At 58.9% G+C, this 20,157-nt stretch carries 21 protein-coding genes; 9 read left to right on the top strand and 12 right to left on the bottom strand.

Annotated elements, in window-relative coordinates; translation table 11 throughout:
- The first annotated feature begins 8 nt into the window (after positions 1-8).
- Together ACTYEO_RS03080 and ACTYEO_RS03085 are read left to right on the top strand one after the other, a co-directional pair.
- On the top strand, positions 9-1,016 hold the full coding sequence (locus tag ACTYEO_RS03080) for an ABC transporter permease (RefSeq protein ID WP_449322251.1): 1,008 nt from the start codon (positions 9-11) through the stop codon (positions 1,014-1,016).
- Entirely contained in the window at positions 1,009-1,932 is a 924-nt protein-coding gene (locus tag ACTYEO_RS03085; protein WP_449322252.1) for an ABC transporter permease, read from the top strand. Before ACTYEO_RS03080 ends, ACTYEO_RS03085 begins: the two co-directional genes overlap by 8 nt.
- Positions 1,933-1,948: 16 nt before the next feature.
- Here the strand turns inward: ACTYEO_RS03085 and ACTYEO_RS03090 are convergent, their stop codons facing one another.
- Positions 1,949-2,137 (bottom strand): hypothetical protein, encoded by a 189-nt coding sequence (locus ACTYEO_RS03090; protein ID WP_449322253.1) that lies wholly within the window; start codon positions 2,135-2,137, stop codon positions 1,949-1,951.
- Here ACTYEO_RS03090 and ACTYEO_RS03095 point away from each other — a divergent pair.
- Positions 2,129-2,803: a hypothetical protein gene (locus tag ACTYEO_RS03095; RefSeq protein WP_449322254.1), complete on the top strand. Its 675-nt coding sequence runs from the start codon at positions 2,129-2,131 to the stop codon at positions 2,801-2,803. The genes ACTYEO_RS03090 and ACTYEO_RS03095 overlap by 9 nt on opposite strands.
- Positions 2,804-2,813: 10 nt before the next feature.
- On the opposite strand, the gene xseA is transcribed toward ACTYEO_RS03095, so the two are convergent.
- Positions 2,814-4,394: an exodeoxyribonuclease VII large subunit gene (gene xseA / locus ACTYEO_RS03100; RefSeq protein WP_449322255.1), complete on the bottom strand. Its 1,581-nt coding sequence runs from the start codon at positions 4,392-4,394 to the stop codon at positions 2,814-2,816.
- Between the two features lie 85 nt (positions 4,395-4,479).
- On the opposite strand from xseA, the gene purD reads away from it, so the two are divergent.
- Positions 4,480-5,742: a phosphoribosylamine--glycine ligase gene (gene purD, locus ACTYEO_RS03105; RefSeq protein ID WP_449322256.1), complete on the top strand. Its 1,263-nt coding sequence runs from the start codon at positions 4,480-4,482 to the stop codon at positions 5,740-5,742.
- A 67-nt stretch (positions 5,743-5,809) separates the two neighbouring features.
- Here the strand turns inward: purD and hppD are convergent, their stop codons facing one another.
- Positions 5,810-6,907 (bottom strand): 4-hydroxyphenylpyruvate dioxygenase, encoded by a 1,098-nt coding sequence (gene hppD / locus ACTYEO_RS03110; protein ID WP_449322257.1) that lies wholly within the window; start codon positions 6,905-6,907, stop codon positions 5,810-5,812.
- Between the two features lie 143 nt (positions 6,908-7,050).
- Here hppD and ACTYEO_RS03115 point away from each other — a divergent pair, with 143 nt between their 5' ends.
- Positions 7,051-7,506, top strand: a complete 456-nt coding sequence (locus tag ACTYEO_RS03115; RefSeq protein ID WP_449322258.1) for an Lrp/AsnC family transcriptional regulator — start codon at positions 7,051-7,053, stop codon at positions 7,504-7,506.
- An 18-nt stretch (positions 7,507-7,524) separates the two neighbouring features.
- Complete coding sequence (locus ACTYEO_RS03120) at positions 7,525-9,474, top strand: monovalent cation:proton antiporter-2 (CPA2) family protein (RefSeq protein ID WP_449322649.1); 1,950 nt, start codon at positions 7,525-7,527, stop codon at positions 9,472-9,474.
- Positions 9,475-9,532: 58 nt separating this feature from the next.
- Here ACTYEO_RS03120 and cobT read toward each other — a convergent pair whose 3' ends face one another.
- Positions 9,533-10,549 (bottom strand): nicotinate-nucleotide--dimethylbenzimidazole phosphoribosyltransferase, encoded by a 1,017-nt coding sequence (gene cobT, locus ACTYEO_RS03125; protein ID WP_449322259.1) that lies wholly within the window; start codon positions 10,547-10,549, stop codon positions 9,533-9,535.
- A gap of 84 nt (positions 10,550-10,633) precedes the next feature.
- On the opposite strand from cobT, the gene cobS reads away from it, so the two are divergent.
- Positions 10,634-11,404 carry an adenosylcobinamide-GDP ribazoletransferase gene (gene cobS, locus ACTYEO_RS03130; protein WP_449322260.1) on the top strand — a complete coding sequence of 257 codons (771 nt, stop codon included), beginning with the start codon at positions 10,634-10,636 and terminating at the stop codon, positions 11,402-11,404.
- Between the two features lie 15 nt (positions 11,405-11,419).
- On the opposite strand, the gene ACTYEO_RS03135 is transcribed toward cobS, so the two are convergent.
- The 6 genes from ACTYEO_RS03135 to ACTYEO_RS03160 all read right to left on the bottom strand — a co-directional run bounded on the left by ACTYEO_RS03135 (position 11,420) and on the right by ACTYEO_RS03160 (position 16,838).
- Positions 11,420-11,698 (bottom strand): glycine zipper 2TM domain-containing protein, encoded by a 279-nt coding sequence (locus ACTYEO_RS03135; protein WP_449322261.1) that lies wholly within the window; start codon positions 11,696-11,698, stop codon positions 11,420-11,422.
- 184 nt (positions 11,699-11,882) lie between these two features.
- A complete protein-coding gene (locus ACTYEO_RS03140; RefSeq protein WP_449322262.1) occupies positions 11,883-12,398 on the bottom strand; it encodes a CarD family transcriptional regulator in 516 nt (171 codons plus the stop codon).
- 294 nt (positions 12,399-12,692) lie between these two features.
- Positions 12,693-13,028 carry a ferredoxin FdxA gene (gene fdxA, locus ACTYEO_RS03145; RefSeq protein ID WP_449322650.1) on the bottom strand — a complete coding sequence of 112 codons (336 nt, stop codon included), beginning with the start codon at positions 13,026-13,028 and terminating at the stop codon, positions 12,693-12,695.
- Between the two features lie 52 nt (positions 13,029-13,080).
- Entirely contained in the window at positions 13,081-13,455 is a 375-nt protein-coding gene (locus ACTYEO_RS03150) for an RNA-binding S4 domain-containing protein (RefSeq protein WP_449322651.1), read from the bottom strand.
- Entirely contained in the window at positions 13,452-16,253 is a 2,802-nt protein-coding gene (locus tag ACTYEO_RS03155; protein WP_449322263.1) for a helicase-related protein, read from the bottom strand. Before ACTYEO_RS03155 ends, ACTYEO_RS03150 begins: the two co-directional genes overlap by 4 nt.
- Before the next feature lie 24 nt (positions 16,254-16,277).
- Positions 16,278-16,838 carry a tetratricopeptide repeat protein gene (locus ACTYEO_RS03160; protein WP_449322264.1) on the bottom strand — a complete coding sequence of 187 codons (561 nt, stop codon included), beginning with the start codon at positions 16,836-16,838 and terminating at the stop codon, positions 16,278-16,280.
- An 81-nt stretch (positions 16,839-16,919) separates the two neighbouring features.
- Between ACTYEO_RS03160 and ACTYEO_RS03165 the strand changes: the two genes are divergently transcribed.
- Positions 16,920-17,213, top strand: a complete 294-nt coding sequence (locus ACTYEO_RS03165; RefSeq protein WP_449322265.1) for an SCP2 sterol-binding domain-containing protein — start codon at positions 16,920-16,922, stop codon at positions 17,211-17,213.
- A 29-nt stretch (positions 17,214-17,242) separates the two neighbouring features.
- Positions 17,243-18,166: an alpha/beta fold hydrolase gene (locus ACTYEO_RS03170; protein ID WP_449322266.1), complete on the top strand. Its 924-nt coding sequence runs from the start codon at positions 17,243-17,245 to the stop codon at positions 18,164-18,166.
- Here the strand turns inward: ACTYEO_RS03170 and ACTYEO_RS03175 are convergent.
- Positions 18,163-18,846, bottom strand: coding sequence for an ABC transporter ATP-binding protein (locus tag ACTYEO_RS03175; RefSeq protein ID WP_449322267.1), 684 nt, complete (start codon positions 18,844-18,846; stop codon positions 18,163-18,165). The genes ACTYEO_RS03170 and ACTYEO_RS03175 overlap by 4 nt on opposite strands.
- A complete protein-coding gene (locus tag ACTYEO_RS03180; protein WP_449322268.1) occupies positions 18,839-20,137 on the bottom strand; it encodes a lipoprotein-releasing ABC transporter permease subunit in 1,299 nt (432 codons plus the stop codon). The genes ACTYEO_RS03175 and ACTYEO_RS03180 overlap by 8 nt, the downstream gene beginning before the upstream one ends.
- Positions 20,138-20,157 lie beyond the last annotated feature (20 nt).

Here is a 20,157-nt window from a genome sequence, read left to right on the forward strand (position 1 = left end):
GCCGCCCTATGCTGACCTTTACAATCCGCCGATTGCTGCTGGCGATACCGACGCTTCTGTTCATCAGTTTCATCATCTTTCTGATCGTGAAACTGTCGCCCTCGGACCCGACCGCGGGTCTGCCAATGACGATCCCGCCCGAGGTCCGCGAACAAATCCGCGAAAGCCTCGGCGTGAATGACCCGCTATTCTTCCAGTATTTCAAATGGCTCAAACTCATGATGTGGGACGAGCCGCTGCATCTGATACAGGGCTGGACAGGGCTTGAGGTCGCCCCAGATGGCCCGCGCATCATCTCCTACCAGACGCGCAGCCCCGTGATGGAGCTGATCATGCAGCGCATGCCCCAGACGCTCTGGGTTGTGGGCACCTCCTATGTGGTCGGCATTCTGATCGCGCTGCCGATCGGCATCATCTCGGCCTATAAGCAATATTCGGTCTTCGATCAGGTCGGCACCTTCATCTCCATGCTTGGCTTTTCGGTTCCCACCTTTTTCACAGGCGTTTTGTTCATCGTGATTTTTGCGGTGCATCTTGGCTGGTTCCCCAGCGTCTATGACACCACCCATGAGGTGACGGATTGGGATAGTTTCATCGTCCAGATCAAACAGATCATCATGCCTGTGATGGTGTTGGGCCTTTATAATGCCAGCCAGATCAGCCGCTTCATGCGCGCCTCGATGCTTGATAACCTCAATCAGGATTATGTGCGCACCGCGCGCGCCAAGGGCCTGACCGAAAAGATCGTGGTTTTGGTCCATGTGTTGCGCAACTCGCTGATCCCCGTGATCACGGTGATCGCGCTGAATGTGCCATCCGTCTTTGGCGGCGCGATCATCACCGAGCAGGTCTTCAAGGTAAATGGCATTGGCCAATTGCTGATCATCGCCATTCAGGGCGGAGATATTCCCGTAGTTCAAACCGTGAGCTTTATCTTCGCTGTCCTGATCGTTCTCTTCAATCTTCTTGCCGATGTTCTCTACGGCGTTCTTGACCCGAGGATCCGCTATGACTGATACCGCAAAACCCGCAGTCGAGTTGGAAACCTACCGCGCGCCGCGCAACCAGTGGTGGGATGTCTGGGACCAGTTCAAGACCCATAAAGGCGCCTTGATGGGGCTGGCCTTTTTCATCTTCATTCTGCTCTTCGTGTTTCTGGGCCCGCTCGTCTGGACCATTGATGCGCAATATATCGATATCCGCGCCCGCAATTCGAGCCCCTCTTGGACCCATCCTTTGGGCACCGATCAATTGGGCCGTGATACATTCGCGCGGATGATGATGGGCGGGCAGACCTCGATCGCTGTGGGGTTGACCGCGATGTTGCTCTCGCTGCTGCTTGGCACGCTGATCGGCGTTTTGGCGGGCTATTTCCGCAAGCTTGATGGCATCTTGATGCGCACCACCGATCTCTTCCTTGCGCTGCCCTTGCTGCCGCTTCTGCTGGTGATCATCATGCTCTTCCGTGACCAGTTGCGCGCAGCCTTCGGGCCTGAGGGGGGCATCTTCATCCTGATCGTCTTCGTCATCGGGATCACAAGCTGGATGCAAACCGCCCGCGTTGTGCGCGGTGATGTGCTGGCCTTGAAAGAGCGTGAATTCGTGCTGGCTGCCAAAAGCATCGGCACGCCGTCACGTCGCATGATCACCCGCCATGTTCTGCCAAATGTGATGTCGCCGATCATGGTCTCGGCCACGCTTGGCATTGCCAATGCGATCATCACCGAAAGCGCCTTGTCCTTCCTTGGCCTCGGCTTCCCAAGCGATTTTCCAACTTGGGGCCGCTTGCTGTTTGATGCGACCGACTGGCTGCAACAAAACCCCGAACGGGTGATCTGGCCGGGCTTGGCAATCTCGCTGACGGTGTTGTCGGTGAATTATATCGGCGATGGTCTGCGCGACGCACTCGATCCGCGCATTCGGGGCCGCTGAGGCCCGATAAATCCGCCTAAAACCATTCAAACGCCCGGCCGAGCTTTGCCAGCGGGGCGTTTCTTTTCCTCAACATGGCCGCAATCTGCGCCATAATTCGTGCGAAATCCGCCTGAATTCCCTGCCAATTGGTTAACCCAACAGAGGCTTTAAGGAAGGCCCGATCCGAATCGGACGGGCCAAACAGGTGTGAAAGATGCGGCATGACAATGTGATACTGGACCTTGATGGTCCACGTGGTGTGCCCTTGCATATCGGCTCGACCATCTTTTTCCTTGCCGTCCTGCTGCTGCCGCTGATCCGGCAGAATGTGGGGCTGGTCGATGCTATGCTTTTCCTGATGCTGATCTTTGTCTCCGTCACCTTTGGCGGGCTGGCCAAGGCATGGGCCGCGCATGTGCAGGCCATTCCCGTTGAGCGCGTCCTGATCTATGGCGCGGGCAGCTATTGCGAACATGAACCCGTACCTGCCGAGGCCGAAGAATTCATCGTGATGATGGGGCCGTTAAGCTATCTGTCGCTTTGGGCTGCGGGAATGATCCTCGCCCCTATTCTGGCCCCCTTTGGCCTCGACCATGCTGTTGCGATGGCCGCCGAGGTGAATTTATTCCTGCTGCTGATCTCGTTGATGCCCGTGCGCCCCTTGGAAGGCGGCTATCTGTATGAGCTGCTTCTCAACCGCGTCACCGACCGCGACAGCGCACAGCGCATCGCAGGCGGGTTTGGCGTTGCCATGGCACTGCTTTGGGTGCCGATGATGCTGTTTTTATTCTCGCAAACAGGTTTCGCACTTCTGGTCATGCCACCGCTGCATGAGCATCTGATGATGGCCCGTGGCGAAGCGCCAAGACGCCCCTATCGACGCGTCTAAGCCACCCGCGCTAGAACAGGCTTCCCTGATCGCTGCCATCCGCTTTGCGGGGCGCCTCCTTTGCTGCCCGTTTGGGTGCTGCCGCACGCGCCGTGCTTGCCCCTGTGGGCGTGACAGACAAGCTGCCATCGGAAAACTCGATCTCCAGTGCGGGATGGCTTTCCGCCCCCGCCTTGCTGGTCAGCACCTCCTGCCCCGCACGGATCACCGCATATCCACGGTTAAGTGTTTCCCTATAGCCAAGCGTTTGGCGCAACCGCTCCAAAGCCTCCAGCTTGTCACGACGACTGGCCAAGGCACCCTGCGCCACATGTGCAAAACGCCCCGACTGCTCCTCCAGCCGTTGCCGCATCTGGGCAAGTCGTATCTCGATCCGCTCGGGCGAGAGGCGCTGCTCCAGACTATCCAGCTTGCTGCGGCCCTCCCGCGTGGTGCGGCGCAAAGCCGAAGGCGAAAGCCCCGCCCCTGTCCGCTCCAAGGCGATCCTCTTGACCGAAACCGCGCGGTCCAAGGCGGGCCGCAAATTGGCCGAGAACCTGTCCAATGTGATCCGGCGTGCTTGGGTGGCGCTGCGTAGCGCTGGCCCCAGCTTGTCGCCCGCGCGGTCCAGCCTTTGGCGCGGCGTTTCCAACAGCGCATCTGGCCGTGGCAAGCCGCGCGACAAATCTCCCAAACGTTGCGCCCGCATCTGCAAAGCCGCTTGCGCCGCCCGTCCCATCCGCGCGCCTTGGTCCTGCACCCAGTTGAGCATATCCATCCGAACAGGAACCGCCATCTCAGCCGCTGCCGTGGGCGTGGGCGCGCGCCTGTCCGAGGCAAAATCGATCAGGGTCGTGTCGGTCTCATGCCCCACCGCCGAGATCAGCGGGATAGCGCTTTCAGCCGCGGCCCGCACCACGATCTCCTCATTGAAGCCCCAAAGGTCCTCCAGACTGCCCCCGCCCCGCGCCACAATGATCAGATCGGGCCGCGGGATAGCACAACCTTGCGGCAATGCATTGAACCCGCGGATACCATTGGCCACTTCCCCTGCACATTTCTCACCCTGAACCGCCACAGGCCAGATCAGAACCTTGCGCGGGAAACGGTCGCGCAAACGATGCAGGATATCGCGGATCACCGCCCCTGACGGTGAGGTCACAACCCCGATCACCTCGGGCAGGAAAGGCAACGCCTGTTTGCGCTCTTCGGCGAAAAGCCCCTCCGCCGCCAAAGCCGCACGGCGCTTTTCCAGCATGGCCATCAAGGCCCCCGCGCCCGCAGGTCGGATATCCTCAATCACCATCTGGTAGCGCGACTGCCCTGGGAAGGTCGTCAATCGCCCTGTCGCAATAACCTCCATCCCCTCCTCGGGACGATGCTGCAACCGCGACGCCACGCCCTTCCAAACCACGGAGGCCAGAACCGCGCGGTCATCTTTCAGATCAAGATAAAGATGCCCCGAGGCAGGCCGCGACACCCGCCCGACCTCACCCCGCACCCTGACAAAGGAGAAGGACCCCTCGACAGTGCGCTTCACCGCGCCCGAGAGTTCCGAGACGGTAAATTCGGGCGCATTGCCCTCGGGTTCGTCATCAATCAGGTCAGACATCTCTGCGCGGTTCCGCTCAAGCTTGTGTTGTGTGCGCCCTGACCTTAGAACGCGGCGCAGAGAAGGCCAAGGTGGAGCGGCAAAGATGAATATTCTGATCCTCGGTGGTGGCGGACGGGAACATGCGCTCGCATGGGCCGTGCTGCAAAACCCCAAATGTGACAAGCTGATCGTGGCCCCCGGAAATGCCGGCATCGCCCAGATCGCCCAATGCGCCGATCTCGATATTCTCGATCCTGCCGCCGTCACCGATTTCGCCGCTGAAAACGCGATCGATTTCGTGATCGTGGGCCCCGAAGCGCCTCTGGTCGAAGGCATTGTCGATGCCTTGAGCGGTTCTGGCATTCTGGCCTTTGGCCCTTCGAAAGCCGCCGCCGAACTGGAAGCCTCCAAAGCCTTCACCAAGGAAATCTGCGACGCGGCCAAAGCCCCAACAGCCAACTACGCGCATTTCACTGATGCCGAGGCCGCCCGCGCCTATGTCCGCGCCCAAGGCGCGCCGATTGTGGTCAAGGCCGATGGTCTTGCCGCTGGCAAAGGCGTGATCGTGGCCATGGATGAAGACACGGCACTCGCGGCCATCGACGATATGTTCGGAGGCGAATTCGGGTCAGCTGGCGCCGAAGTCGTGATTGAAGAATTCATGGAGGGCGAGGAAGCCTCCTTCTTCGTACTGACCGATGGCACAACCGCCCTTCCGATTGGCACCGCCCAAGATCACAAACGCGCCTATGACAATGATGAAGGCCCCAATACGGGCGGCATGGGGGCCTATAGCCCCGCGCCCGTCTTGTCAGATGCCATCGCCAAAGCCGCCTTGGACGACATCGTACAACCTACAATCGACGAGATGGCGCGGCGCGGCACACCCTATCGCGGCGTTCTCTATGCGGGGCTGATGATCAAGGACGGCAAGCCGCGCCTTGTTGAATATAATGTCCGCTTTGGCGATCCTGAATGTCAGGTGCTGATGATGCGCCTTGGCGCACAAGCCCTCGATCTGATGCTGGCCTGTGCCGAAAACCGCTTGGCCGAGGCGCAAGTCAATTGGGCCGATGACCATGCCCTGACCATCGTGATGGCCGCCAAGGGCTATCCCGGCTCCTATGAAAAAGGCTCTGTGATCAAGGGGCTTGATACGCTTCCAGAAGATGCCAGCCATATGGTGTTTCATGCCGGCACGCGAAAATCCGATGGTGCGATCCAAGCGGTTGGCGGGCGCGTTCTCAATGTCACGGCGCGCGGCGCAAGCCTTAAAGAGGCGCGCGATCGTGCCTATAAAATGGTGGAAGAGATCGACTGGCCCGAGGGTTTTTGCCGCTCCGATATCGGATGGCGCGCCCTCTAAGCAGATAACCCCCGCGCGCGCCTGTCTTTCATCTTTCCAAAAATACGACCGCGCGGGAGCGCGAATATCACTGCGCCGCGTCCAGCACGCCACGCGCGATCTGATCGGCTTCGATGGATTCAAACAGGGCTTTGAAATTCCCCTCTCCGAAACCGTCATCGCCCTTGCGCTCGATAAACTCGAAAAAGATCGGCCCGATCACGGTCTTGGAGAAAATCTGCAACAATATCCGCGTCTCCCCGCCGCCCAACACGCCCTCACCATCAATCAAGACGCCATGTTTGCGCATCCGCTCCAGCGGCTCTTGATGACCGACCACACGGGTTTTGCTCAAATCATAATAGGCATCAGGCGGGGCGGGCATGAATTTGATCCCGTTCTCGGCAATCTGGTCTGTCGCGGCATAGATATTCTGCGCCCCGACTGCGATATGCTGGATGCCCTCGCCATTATAGCGTTTAAGATATTCGACAATCTGGCCTTTCTCGCCACGGTCCTCATTGATCGGGATGCGAATACGCCCGCAAGGCGAGGTCAGCGCACGGCTCAGCAAGCCCGTGAATTTACCCTCGATATCGAAGAAGCGGATTTCGCGGAAATTGAACAAATCCCCGTAGAAGTCGAACCAGACATCCATATTCCCTTTATGAACATTATGGGTGAGGTGATCGAGATAGTAGAACCCAACCCCCGCAGGATGGGCGTCATGCACCCAGTCGAACTCGGCATTATAGGGTGAGCTGTCCCAATATTGGTCGGTGAAGTAAATCAGACTTCCCCCGATTCCCTTGATCGCGGGCCAATCCACGGTTTTATCCGCGCCCTCATAGGGCTCGGCCCCTTTGGCAACCGCATGTTCAAAAGCATGCTGCGCATCCACGACGCGCCAAGCCATGGACGGGGCGCAGGGCCCGTGCTCTTGCACAAAACGCGCGGCAAAGCTGTCGGGATCGGCATTAATCACATAGGTGATATCGCCTTGCTGCCAAAGCTCGACCGCTTTGGTCTTATGGGTCGCCGTATGGATATAGCCCATCTTGGCAAAGAGGTCGCGCAGCACCTGCGGGTCGGGATGGGCAAATTCGACAAATTCGAACCCATCTGTCCCCGCAGGGTTCTCGGCGGTGATCGTGGCGCGCGGCGCGTCATGCGGGAAGGGGCCCATTGCGATAACTCCTCAAGGCTGTGTCCTGTTCAGTGTCAGCCTAACGCAAACCTGTCGCGGCGTTTGCGCGTTCTACTGGCCAGTTCCGCAAATTTATGCAATAATCACGCAATCAAATTTATATCTGCGCGAGTTTCCCGCATATGATCGACAAAACCGACCGAAAGCTCATCGCGCTTTTGCAGAAGGATGCAAATCTGACCGCGCAGGATTTGGGCGAGCGGCTCAACCTTTCGGCCAGTCAGGCAGGGCGCAGACGCCAGCGGCTTGAAAGCAGCGGGATCATGCAAGGCGCGCATGCCCGCGTGGATCCGACCGCTTTGGGGCTTGATGTGCAGGCCTTCATCCAAGTGCAGATGACGGGACATTCCAAAGAAAATGACGAAAGCTTTGCCCGCCTCGTGCGCAACACCCCCGCCATCACCGCCGCCTTCACCCTGACCGGAGAGGCAGATTACCTGCTGCGGGTCTGGTGCGGCGATCTTGCGGGATTGCACAATCTTATCCAAGGGATACTCTTGCCGCATCCGGCTGTTGCGCGGGTTCAATCCCAGATCGTGATGGATCAGATGAAACCGGACGCCCCTTTACCGATCTAGCCATCCGAAAGGTCCATGATGGAAGGTATTCTGCTTCAGGCAACGATCTATCTCGCAGCGATGGTGATCGCGGTGCCGCTATCGGTGCGGCTCGGGCTTGGATCGGTGCTGGGATATCTCTTGGCGGGTATCCTGATCGGCCCGTTTCTTGGTTTGGTCTCCGAGACGGAAGACCTGCAACATTATGCCGAATTTGGCGTGGTGATGATGCTGTTTCTCATCGGGCTGGAGCTGGAGCCGAGCGCGCTTTGGGATATGCGCAAAAAGCTGATCGGGCTTGGCGGGGCGCAAGTGATCCTCAGCGCTTTGGCGCTGGCAGGCGGGGCGATGTTTCTGGGGCTCAACTGGCAGCAATCCATGGCCGTGGGCCTGATCCTGACGCTCAGCTCTACCGCGATTGTGTTGCAAACGCTCAATGAGAAAAAGCTGATGCAAACCAGCGGCGGGCGATCGGCCTTTTCGGTTCTGCTGACCCAAGATATCGCCGTGATCCCGATGCTGGCCCTGATGCCGCTTCTGGCCGTGCAAGGGATGGTCAGCTTTGCAGAGGATGGCTCGATCCAGCGCGGAGTCGAAGAGGATGCCCATCACACAATGTCACTGGTCGAAGGCCTACCGGGATGGGGCGTGACCTTGGTGACTTTGGCCGCCGTCGCCGCCGTCATTCTGGCAGGCCATTTCCTGTCGCGCCCCCTGTTCCGCTTTGTGCATATGGCGCGCCTGCGCGAGATGTATACCGCCGTTGCTTTGGTCATCGTTGTAGGCATTGCCTTTTTGATGATCCTTGTGGGTCTTTCGCCCGCGCTTGGCGCTTTTGTGGCGGGCGTTGTTTTGGCCAATTCCGAATTCCGCCACGAACTTGAAGCCGATATCGAGCCGTTCAAGGGCCTTTTGCTGGGGCTGTTTTTCATCACCGTGGGGGCGGGGATTAATTTTGGCTATCTCTTTGACAATGTCTTGGCCGTGATCGGGCTGACCCTTGCGGTCATGGCGCTGAAAGGCGCGATCCTGTTTGTCATTGGCTTGGTGTTCAAACTGCGCAAGCGCAACCTCTGGCTCTTTACCCTAGGCCTTGCACAGGCAGGGGAGTTTGGCTTCGTTCTGGTCTCCTTTTCCCTACAGCAAAACGTCATAACAGCCCGCTTGGGGGAATTGCTGCTGCTGATTGTGGCCCTGTCCATGCTTCTGACACCGCTTTTCTTCATCCTCTATGAACGCATGGGCAAACGTATGAGTGAGGACAGCGAAGACATGCCCGAGGCCGATGATATCTCGGGCGGCGCGCCTGTGATTATCGCAGGCATTGGCCGATTTGGTCAGGTGGTGAACCGATTGGTGCAAGCTGCGGGGTTCAATACGGTCGTACTCGATAGTGACCTGCGCACCATCCAGCTGATGCGCAGCTTCGGCTTCAAGGCCTTCTTCGGTGATCCTACGCGGCCCGAGCTTTTGGCCGCCGCAGGGCTGGAGCATGCCAAGGTGTTGGTCGTGGCCGTTGATGACAAGAAATCCGCGATTGATCTGGTCACCTATGCCCGCCGAACGCGCCCCGATATTGCCATCACCGCCCGCGCGCATGACCGTTTGCATGTCTATGAACTCTATCAAGCGGGTGCCGATCATATCGTGCGCGAGATGTTTGACAGCTCACTTCGTGCGGGGCGCTATGTTCTGGAGGATATGGGCCTGTCGGATTACGAGGCGCATGATATGGAAGTGGCCTTCTATCGCCATGACCGCCAATCGCTTGGCGAGCTGGCCCGCCTATGGGAGCCTGGCAAACCGATCTCCGAGAACACCGCCTATATGGAACGCGCCCGCGAGTTGAACAACAATATCGAGAGCGCCTTGGTCAGCCAGCTTGATGAAGCCGAGGAAGACCGCACCGCCTCCGAGAGGCGCCGCGCCCAAGGCGATGCCAGCGCCCTGCACGGGGCAATGACAGGAAAGCGCAAGACCACGTCCTGACACGTTGCGCGCGGGACCTGAGACGGCGCGCAGCGATGCAAAGCGAACGGAGCGTGCCTTAGCCGTCCGAGACGCCGGCCTCGGCAAAGGTCGACATGCCCGAATGGCAGGCAATCGCCCCTTTGAGGATCTGGATCGCAAGCGCCGCCCCGCTGCCCTCGCCAAGGCGCATCCCAAGCGACAGCAAGGGGGGCTTGCCCAAATGCTGCAAAACCGCGCCATGCGCAGCCTCGGCCGAGACATGGCCTGCAACAGCATGATCCAGCGCGCCTGCGGCGGCCTTCTCAAGTGCGGCAGCCGAGGCCGAGCAGATAAAGCCATCAAGAATAACCGGAATGCGCAAGACCCGAGCATGCGCAATTGCGCCCGCCATCGCCACCAATTCCCGCCCGCCAAGGCAGCGCAGCGCCTCAAGAGGGTCAGTTGAGGCTGATGGATTGGCCGCAAGACCTTCGGCCACAACCCGCGCTTTCAGGGCCAGCCCCGCATCATCCACGCCTGTGCCGCGCCCTGTCCAATCCTCGGCGCTGCCGCCAAATAGCGCGCAGGCCACAGCAGCCGCAGCGGTCGTGTTGCCAATGCCCATCTCGCCCGTAACCAATAGATCGGCCTCGGCGCTCACCACTGACCAGCCTGTTCCAAACGCTTCAAAAAACTCTGCCTCGGTCATCGCAGGGCCTTGGGTGAAATCAGCGGTCGGCGTCTCGAGAGACAGCGAATGAACCGTCATCTGCGCGCCTGCCAATTTGGACAATTGGTTGATCGCAGCCCCGCCTGCTTCGAAATTTGCCACCATCTGAACCGTGACTTCGGCAGGAAAAGCGCTGACGCCTTGTGCGGTCACGCCGTGATTGCCTGCAAAAACCAGAACCTGAGGGTGTTTGATCTGCGGGCGATCCGTGCCGCGCCATGTGGCATACCAGATTGCCAGATCCTCAAGCCTGCCCAAAGCACCAGGCGGCTTGGTCAATTGCCCGTTGCGCGCCTCGGCATCTTTGCGCACGGCCTCATTTGCGCGAGGGGCGTTTTGCAGCGCATTGCGGATATCATCGAAGCTCTGGGGAGGGTTGGACATTCGGTCACTCGTCGTTCAGAAGATTTACTCAGCAGCAGATGTATCAAACCTGCACCAGCTTGAAAGCGGCAAAGAGGCCTAGGCATGAGCGAAAACGACATCGAAGGCAAACGGGTTCACTGGGATGATGTGATTGCCAGCCTTGGCTTGCTGACCCGCCTCCCCCTGCCCGCGCGCCCGATCAGTGATCGGGGTGGAAAATCGGCTTGGGCCTATCCTTTGGCGGGCCTTGCCGTGGGGCTATGCGGCGCGGTTGCAATGGTTTTGGCAAATGCCTTTGGCTTGTCAGCGGGGGTTGCGGCAGCCCTTGGCTTGACCGCCACAATCATGACCAGCGGCGCGATGCATGAAGACGGGCTGGCAGATAGCGCCGATGGCCTCTGGGGCGGCTGGGAAAAGGCGCGACGCCTCGAGATCATGAAGGACAGCCGGATCGGAACCTATGGGGTTCTGGCGCTGGTGCTGTCTGTGCTGGCGCGGTGGTCGCTGCTGGTGGTTGCGATCCAAGCAGGTGCTGGGGCAAGCGCCCTACTGGCCGCCGCCATGATCAGCCGCGCCCCGATGGTGGCTTTGACGGTCTGGCTGCCCAATGCGCGGGGGGAAGGGCTGTCCCATAGCGTGGGCCGTTCTGACGCCTTGCCTGCAGCCCTTGCAGCCGCCCTTGCCTTTGTCGCGGCCATCGCCTTGATCGGTCCCGCCGCCGCCCCCGCCTTGATCATGGCCTTCCTTGCTGCGGCAGGTGTGGGGCTGGTCGCCAAGGCCAAGATCGGCGGGCAGACGGGGGATATTTTGGGCGCAAGCCAGCAATTGGCCGAGATCGCGGCGCTGGCGGTTATCGTGGCGATGCTCGGCTAAACCGAACCGCGCGCCTCAAGAGCAATTGCCTGTGCGATATGTGCCATCCCCATTGGCATAGGCACATTGCTGGGTCTGGGTATTGCGGGCGACCATAGTGCCTGCCGCCGCCCCACCCAAAGTCGCCAGAATGGTCCATTGCGGATTAGCATCCAAAGCCCACGCCGCCAAATAACCCGCCGCAGCCCCCGTCAGCCCGCCATAGGTCGCGCGGTCATTCGCGGTCAGGCCAGATTGGCACGCAGCAAGGCTCATGGCCCCGATCAAGAAAAACACCGTCCGTGATTTCGACATGCGAGAGGTCCTTTCATCGAAATGGAAACTCCGATGATCAAGACAGGCTTTGCCCCTTCAGACATCCTTTCAATCAGATCACGACGGGTTTGAGCGGTATCATGCTAAATCCACCCATCCGCCCAACAAAAAACCGCCGCAGACAGGCTGCGGCGGTGTAAATCTTTAAGGCGGTGCTTGCCAATCAGGCAGCAGCGCGGGCCGTCAGGACGTCATCAACACGCTTTTGCGCGCCAGCCTCATCCATGCCTTGAACGGCGGCCAATTCGCGGGTCAGACGCTCAAGCGCTGCTTCATAAAGCTGACGCTCGGAATAGCTCTGCTCACGCTGGTCATCGGCGCGGTGCAGGTCACGCACCACTTCCGCGATTGCGATCAGATCGCCCGAATTGATCTTTTGTTCATATTCCTGCGCACGACGCGACCACATGGCGCGCTTTACGCGTGCCTTGCCTTTGAGCGTATCCAGCGCTTTCGAGACCACATCAGGGTTCGACAGAGCGCGCATACCCACTTCGGTCGCTTTGGCGGTTGGAACGCGCAGGGTCATCTTGTCCTTTTCAAACGAGACCACGAACAACTCCAGCGTCATGCCAGCGATTTCCTGCTCTTCAATTGAAACGATCTGGCCCACACCATGTGCCGGATAAACGACAAATTCATTTGGGCTGAAGTCCTGCGATTTCCGTGACTTGCTCATCAAGTATTCCTTTTACAACCGGTGCAGCAGCCAATGCTCAGGCGACAAAAATTTCCGGCGGAAAAGTTACCCTTTCCACAACCGGGTTTGTCAATGTTCTGATAGATCGGGCTTACAGGCCCAAATGCATCGCTACAGACAGTATTTACTGAAACAACATAGCATGATTCCTGACCAATTTAAAGTTTTGGCCATTCAACCAACGAAATTGCCCTTTTTCTTAAGGCAATTCACGTATCTGTCACATTCATCCGAGCAGCCCAAAAGGCCCGTCCCCAGACAGATGCGAATCGTTTAGCCGCCTTCGCCCGCCGCCTCAGAGAGCAGTTCCATCTTGCCTGTTTTGCCGTCCATCTCTTCGGCATCGGGCAATGGATCTTTCTTGGTGATGATCACAGGCCAGGCTTCCGAGTATTTGCGGTTGAACTCGACCCATTTTTCCATATCCGCCTCGGTATCGGGGCGGATCGCATCTGCGGGGCATTCGGGCTCGCAGACACCGCAATCGATGCATTCATCTGGATGGATCACCAACATGTTTTCACCCTCGTAGAAGCAATCCACGGGGCAGACTTCAACGCAGTCTGTATATTTGCAGGCGATGCAGTTCTCGGTCACCACATAGGTCATAGGCACTCACTCTTATTCGCGCGTCTCACAGGGTTTAGAACGCGCTCAGACATCAATCAAGCATGCTGCGGCGGAAAGGATCGGCTTGACGGCGCTCTTTCTTGGTTGGGCGCCCTTTTCCTTCAAAAGCGGGGTTTTGGGGAACGTCCTCCTTCGGGGGTGACATATCCTCATAAAGCGCCTGCGCCTCGCAGGCGGGGCCGCGCCTTTTTGCCAAAGCAATCAGCCTGACAATGCGAATCTGTTTGGCTTGCGGGAAGGTCAGCACATCACCTGCCCCGATTGGCGTTGCAGGCTTGGACACTTTATTGCCATTCACCCGCACAGACCCCGCCGAGACAAGCTTGGATGACAGGCTCCGCGTCTTGAAGAAGCGGGCCTGCCAGAGCCATTTATCCAGCCGATCTGTTGCGCGGGGTTCTGTCAGGATTTGTCCTTCAGGCCCATAAGCGCCTGTGCAAACGGATTATCGGGATCGATCTTGTCCTTTTTCTCGGGACGGGCCGAGAATTTGCGGGTTTTCTCGACACGCTCGAAAGTCTTGCCGCCCTTGCCACGGGGTTTGCCGCCATCACCACGGCCCTTGCCCGCAGGCTTGCCACCTGGCTTGCCTGCTTGCTCACCACCACGACGGTTCGGAGCGCCAGAAGGCGCACGACGAGGGGCCCATTTGAAGGTGTAGAACACCTCCATTTCAGGGGCCTCTTCGCCATCGGGTGCATCCTCGCTGGCAGGATCCGCCGCAGGCGTGTCTGAAGCGACCGCCTCAGCAGGGGCCGCTTCCGCGGTATCCTCAACTGCGGCTTCCGTTCCCTCAGGTGCGGGGCTTGCAGCGCCCGCAGCAGCAGGTTTGACCTTGGGCCGCTCGCCTTTTTCGGCAGCATAGCCAAGGCCCTGCATCAGATCGGCAAACTGCTCAAGCGTCATGCCTGTGATCGACAGCATATCCGCATTGCCTTCGAACCCGCCACGCGTGTCTTGGCTGCGCAGCATATCGGCCAGACGTTCCAGCATATCGATGCGGATCGCACGCGCGCCCGCCGCGCGGTAGCCCGACATGGTGTAATAACCCTTGGCCGAGCCCGTATCATTGGGAATGGTCACCAAACCGGGTGGGGGGCTTTCTGGGAATTCTTCCAGCTTTTCAGCCAAGGACCACAGAACCAAGCGCAGCCTTGTCGGCGCAGGCTTGAGCAGAAGCGGCATGAAGATTGTGAATTGACCGAAACGAACGCCATGTTTGCGCAGCAAGCCGCGCGCATCCTGATCCAGTTCCTTCACCTCTTTGACGACATCGGCGCGCGGCACGACGCCCAAAGCCTCGACCATGCGGAAGGCAAAACCACGGGCAAGCCCCGTGATCTCTTCATCCTTTTGCATTTTAAGCATCGGCTCGAACAAAGCGGCGATCTTGCGGTCGATGAAATGCTGCAGACGGCGCTGGACCTTCTGGATCACCTCGGGGCCTGCTTCGTCATCGACGAAGGCCTCGGCCGTGGGCTTCAACGGCTCGGAGCCTGCCACCAATTTGCCAACAGCCTGATCACCCCACATGAGGCCACCCTGCTCGGTATAGTCAAATTCGGTATCGGGCGCGTTATAGAACCGATCCGCCCTCAGGCTTAACTCGGGCTTGAGCGCGGCAATCGCGGCTTGGCGCAGGGTTTTGGCCTCATCCGGTGTCGCTGACGCATCCTGCCGGAAACGGAACCCCTCCAAACGGCCGACGAACTCGCCCTCGACCATCACTTCACCCATATCATTTACTTCGGCCACAAGGCCCTCCTTCTGCTTCAACCGGCGCAGCAACACTGATGTGCGCCGATCGACAAATCTTTGCGTCAACCGCTCATGAAGCGCATCTGACAGGCGATCTTCTACGGCACGCGTGGCCTCTCGCCAATGGGTTACATCATCTACCCAAGCACTTCGTTGCGCAACAAAGGTCCATGTCCGGATATAGGCCAGTCGTTTCGATAATGTGTCAATATCACCATCGATCCTGTCAATCCGCTTTACCTGCGTCGCCAGCCAATCATCGGGGACACGGCCAAGTTCATGTAAATACTCGAATATTCCGGACAAAAGGCTGGAATGCTCGGCATGGCTGATGCCCCTAAAATCGGGTACGCAGCACACATCCCAGAGCAATTTCACATCGCGCGCATCCCGAATTCGATCAGCAATTTCAGGCCGATCCGAGATTGTCCGTAGCGCCAAAAGATCATCGGCTGCCCGCGCGCGACTAAGCCATTCATCATTTGTGGGCTCCTCAAGCGAGGAAATCAGCCGTTTGACCGAGCCAAACTCCAGCTTGGAATTGCGCCATTGCAGCTTGCGAACAGGTGTAAACCTGTGGCTGGTGATCGCATCGACCACCCCGTCATCCAAAGGGCTGGCCTCGCCCGTCACCCCGAATGTGCCCGCCTGCATATGACGGCCCGCGCGCCCTGCGATCTGGGCCAGCTCATTGGGGGCCAATTCACGCATCCGCCGCCCGTCAAATTTCCTCAGCCCCGAAAAAGCGACATGACGGATATCAAGATTAAGCCCCATCCCGATGGCATCTGTCGCCACCAGAAAATCCACATCTCCATTTTGGTATAGCTCAACCTGTGCATTGCGCGTGCGCGGGCTAAGCGCGCCCATCACAACAGCCGCGCCCCCCTTTTGACGGCGGAGCAATTCGGCAATCGCATAGACATTCTCAACCGAGAACCCGACAATTGCCGAACGCGGGATCATCCGGCTGATCTTTTTCGACCCCGTATAGGTCAGCTCCGAGAACCGCTCACGGCGCATGAATTCACAGCGTGGCACCAGATCGGCAATCGCGCTTTTCATCGTATCCGCGCCCAGAAACAGCGTCTCGTGCAGGCCGCGCGCATGCAAAAGCCTGTCAGTGAAAACATGGCCACGCTCAGGGTCGGCGCAAAGCTGGATTTCATCAATCGCCAGAAAATCCATGCCCGTATCCACAGGCATCGCTTCAACGGTGCAGACCCAATATTTCGCGCGCTCGGGGATGATACGCTCTTCTCCCGTGACCAAAGCCACCACGGATGGCCCGCGCAAAGCGACGATCCGGTCATAGACCTCGCGGGCCAAAAGCCGCAAAGGAAGCCCGATCACACCCGTGCGATGCGCCAGCATCCGCTCGATTGCATAATGGGTTTTGCCAGTATTGGTCGGGCCTAGAACAGCCGCAATGCGCCCTTTGGTCATGTTCACACCGCCTTGCCTCTCGCGTCAGAGAGACTGCCCCTCGACCTGCGCCTCGATACGGCGCATGGCCTCTTCTAGGTCGGGACGGTTGGGATGTATAGCATGCGCCGCCTGATAGGCGCTCAATGCCGCGTCGATCTCGCCCAACTCCTCAAGCATGCGCCCCAGCCCTGTCAAAGCGCCGAAATGATCGGGGTTCAGCGCCAGTGTGCGCTGAATATCAGCGATCGAAGGGCCATAGAGGCCTGCATGGAAATAAACCGTGGCCCGTGCGTTCCAGCCTGCGGCAAAATCAGGGGCGTGATCGGTCAGCGCGGTCAGATGGTCCAGTGCTGCATCAATATCCCCCGCATCCAAGGCGTCCTGCCCGCGGCGCAGCAGCAGGTCCATCGCGGGCGAGCCTGACAGCGCCCATCTCTGAAAGATTTCCTCTTCGACCAGCTGCCAATTCGGCAGATCGGGTTCGCGCAATTGCTCCAACAGGCTTTGCAGACGGTCGGGATCGCTTTGCGCCCCTGCCGCAGTTGCGCTTAAAGCGAAAGCTGCCGCGACGAGAGTGTTGAGTATGGGGGCCGAAAACCTCATGATGGAGATAAGTGTAGCATTCCCGCAGAACCGATCCAGCGCAAAGACGCGGACTGCGATCAATTCAAGGAGAGATTTTTCATGAGCACCGTAATTGACGCAGCCGTCACGGCCCTCAGCGCCAAGATTGATGGCGGTTTTGATGGAAGCGCCAAATTCGTGATCGAAGGCGAAGGCGCTGTGATGATCGATGGAGCGGGCGTGCATGCCGCAGAAGAAAGCGATGGCGCTGATGTGACGATGACGGCCTCGGCGGATGTCTTCCAAGATATCCTGTCAGGTGATCTGAACCCGACCTCGGCCTTCATGACGGGCAAGCTGAAAGTGGATGGTGATATGGGTGCTGCAATGCGGCTTGGATCGGCTCTCTCCTGAACAACAGGATTTTTGATGTGACCTTGCGAATGGAAAACGCCACGTTTCTGGACGATATTGCGCAAGGGCCGAAAGGAGGGCGGGCCTATTGGCTGCGCACGCAAGATGGTACGCGCATCCGGATGGGCCTTTGGCCCGACGGCCCCAAAGGCACCATCATCATGTTCCCGGGCCGCACGGAATATATCGAGAAATATGGCCGTATCGCGCAGGAAATGGCCATTCGCGGCTTTGGCATGGCAGCTATCGACTGGCGCGGACAGGGGCTGGCCGACCGCCCCGCCCATAACCGCGATATGGGCCATGTCACCAGCTTTGATGAATATCGCCAAGACGTGGCCGCTGTCAGGGATGCATTGGAGCAGATCAACCCGCCCAAACCGTGGTTTCTGATCGGGCATTCCATGGGCGGGGCCATTGGTTTGCGCGCCTTGCATGACGGGTTTCCTGTGACCTCGGCCGTATTTTCCGCACCTATGTGGGGGATCAGGCTGTCTTTGCCTGCGCAGATCGGGGCGCATCTTTTAAGCTATCTCAGCGCCCCTTTGGGCCTTGATAAAAGCTATGCGCCCTCAACGGGCCCCTCCCGCGCGATGGAGTTCGAGGGCAACCCCCTGACCAATGACCGTGAGCAATTCGATTATATGTGGGGCCAGACCCGTCATTATCCTGAGCTGGCCTTGGGCGGCCCCTCCATCCGATGGCTATTATCCGCCTTGTCTGAGGCCAAACTCTTGATGGATATGCCCGCGCCCGCACAACCTGCCGTGACGTTTTTGGGCAGCAAGGAAGGGATCGTACGGGCCGACCGCATCAAAACCCGCATGGCGAATTGGGCAGGCGGGCGCTTGGAGATCATAGAGGGCGGCAAGCACGAAATTCTATTCGAGGCCGCCCAGTTGCGCACACCCATGCTGGATGGCATCGCAGATTGGTTTTCGAGCCACGCCTAGCGCGCGGTCAAAACCCCGTCTTCCATCACCAAGACACGGTCCATCCGATCGGCCAAAGCGTGATTATGCGTGGCAATCAGCGCCGACATGCCCGTGCTGCGCACCAGCTCCATCAAAACCTCAAAAACCTTATCCGATGTGGTCGGGTCCAGATTTCCTGTCGGCTCATCGGCCAAAAGCAGCTTGGGCGCATTGGCCAATGCGCGGCAAAAGGCAACGCGCTGCTGCTCGCCCCCAGACATCGCCGAGGGGCGGTGATCCGAGCGCTCGGACAGCCCCACCTTATCCAGCAACATCGCGGCACGATCTGCCGCCTCACGCGCGGGCACGCCATGGGCCAACTGCGGCAGGGTAATGTTTTCCAAAGCCGAGAATTCAGGCAGCAAATGATGGAATTGATAGACAAAACCGACCAAGCCGCGCCGTGCGCTTGTGCGCACACGGTCCGACGCCCCGCTCAGGTTTTCGCCCGCAATCTCGACGCGGCCGTGATCGGCCACATCCAAAAGCCCTGCGATATGCAGAAGCGTTGATTTGCCCGCCCCAGAGGGCGCGATCAGGCCCACCACCTCGCCCGCGGCGATCTCGGCGCTGGCCCCGCGCAGCACCCGCACCTCATTGGCACGGCCAATATTATAGCCCTTCTCGATCTCGCTCAGGCGCAGCACAGGATCATTCATAGCGCAAGGCCTCCACGGGGTTCATCCGTGCGGCACGGCGCGCGGGAAAGATCGTCACGAGGAAGGACAGGCCAAGCGATAAGGTCACCGCGGATCCGACATCGCCCCATTCCAGCCGCGCAGGCAATGTGGACAAAAAGCGCACCGAAGGGTCCCAGACACCGCCACCCGCAATCCAGTTCACCGCTTGGAAAATCGGGTCGATCCAGATTGCAAAGGCGCAGCCCATGGCCACGCCCGCGATGGTGCCAAAGACACCAACCGAAGCGCCGCAGATAAAAAAGACCCGCAAGACCGAGCCCTTGGACAAACCCATCGTGCGCAAAATACCGATATCGCGGCCCTTGTTCTTGACCAGCATGATCAGCCCCGAAACGATATTGAGCGTGGCTATGATCACAAGGATCGACAGGATGATGAACATCACATTGTCTTCCATTTGCAGAGCCTGCAAAAACGCGCCCGAGCTGTCGCGCCATGTCCAGATCACAGCACCATCACCTGCGGCCTGAAAGACGGGCAGCATCATCTGATCCACCGCTTCGGGGTCTTGCAACATCACCTCGATCCGGTCGGCGGTGCCGTCACGGTTGAAATAACTCTGTGCTTCTTCAAAAGGCAGATAGACCCGCGTGCGGTCGATATCCCATCGTCCGACCTGAAAGATATAAACAACCTCATAGGCCGAGATGCGCGGGCTGGTCCCAAACGGGGTGCGCGCACCATCGGGCGAGATCAGGCGGATCATATCCCCCGCATTCACCCCCAATTCACGCGCCACACCTGAACCAATAGCAACGCCTTCATTAAAGCGGCCAAGGTCACCACGCGCCAGTTCAGGCTCGGCGATCAGGGGCACTTCGATCAAATCTTCATAGCGGATGCCCACAACTTCCACGCCCGAATTGCGGCTATTGGCCGTGACCATGACCTGCCCCGTCACGGTGGGGGCTGCATGGACAACACCGTCCACAACCGCGACGGCCTCGGCGATTTCCGCGTAATTGGTCACGCTGCGATCCAGCTGGCCATTCTCCAAGATGGTGGCCGCGCCATAGACGCTCATATGCGGGTTTGCGCCCAGAATGGTGCCCACGAATTCATACCGAAAGCCCGAGCGCACAGCCAGCGTTGCAATCAGCGCCGCCACAGCCAAGGCTACGCCCAGAAAGCTGATCCATGTCATGACGCTGACGCCGCCTTCGGCACGACGCGCGCGCAAATAGCGCCATGCGATGAGAAACTCGAAACCTGCAAATGGTTTTGGGGTCTTATGTCCGGACTGGGCCATCTGGCCTCCTTGGGCTTGCT

Source organism: Rhodophyticola sp. SM2404 (genome assembly GCF_053570515.1).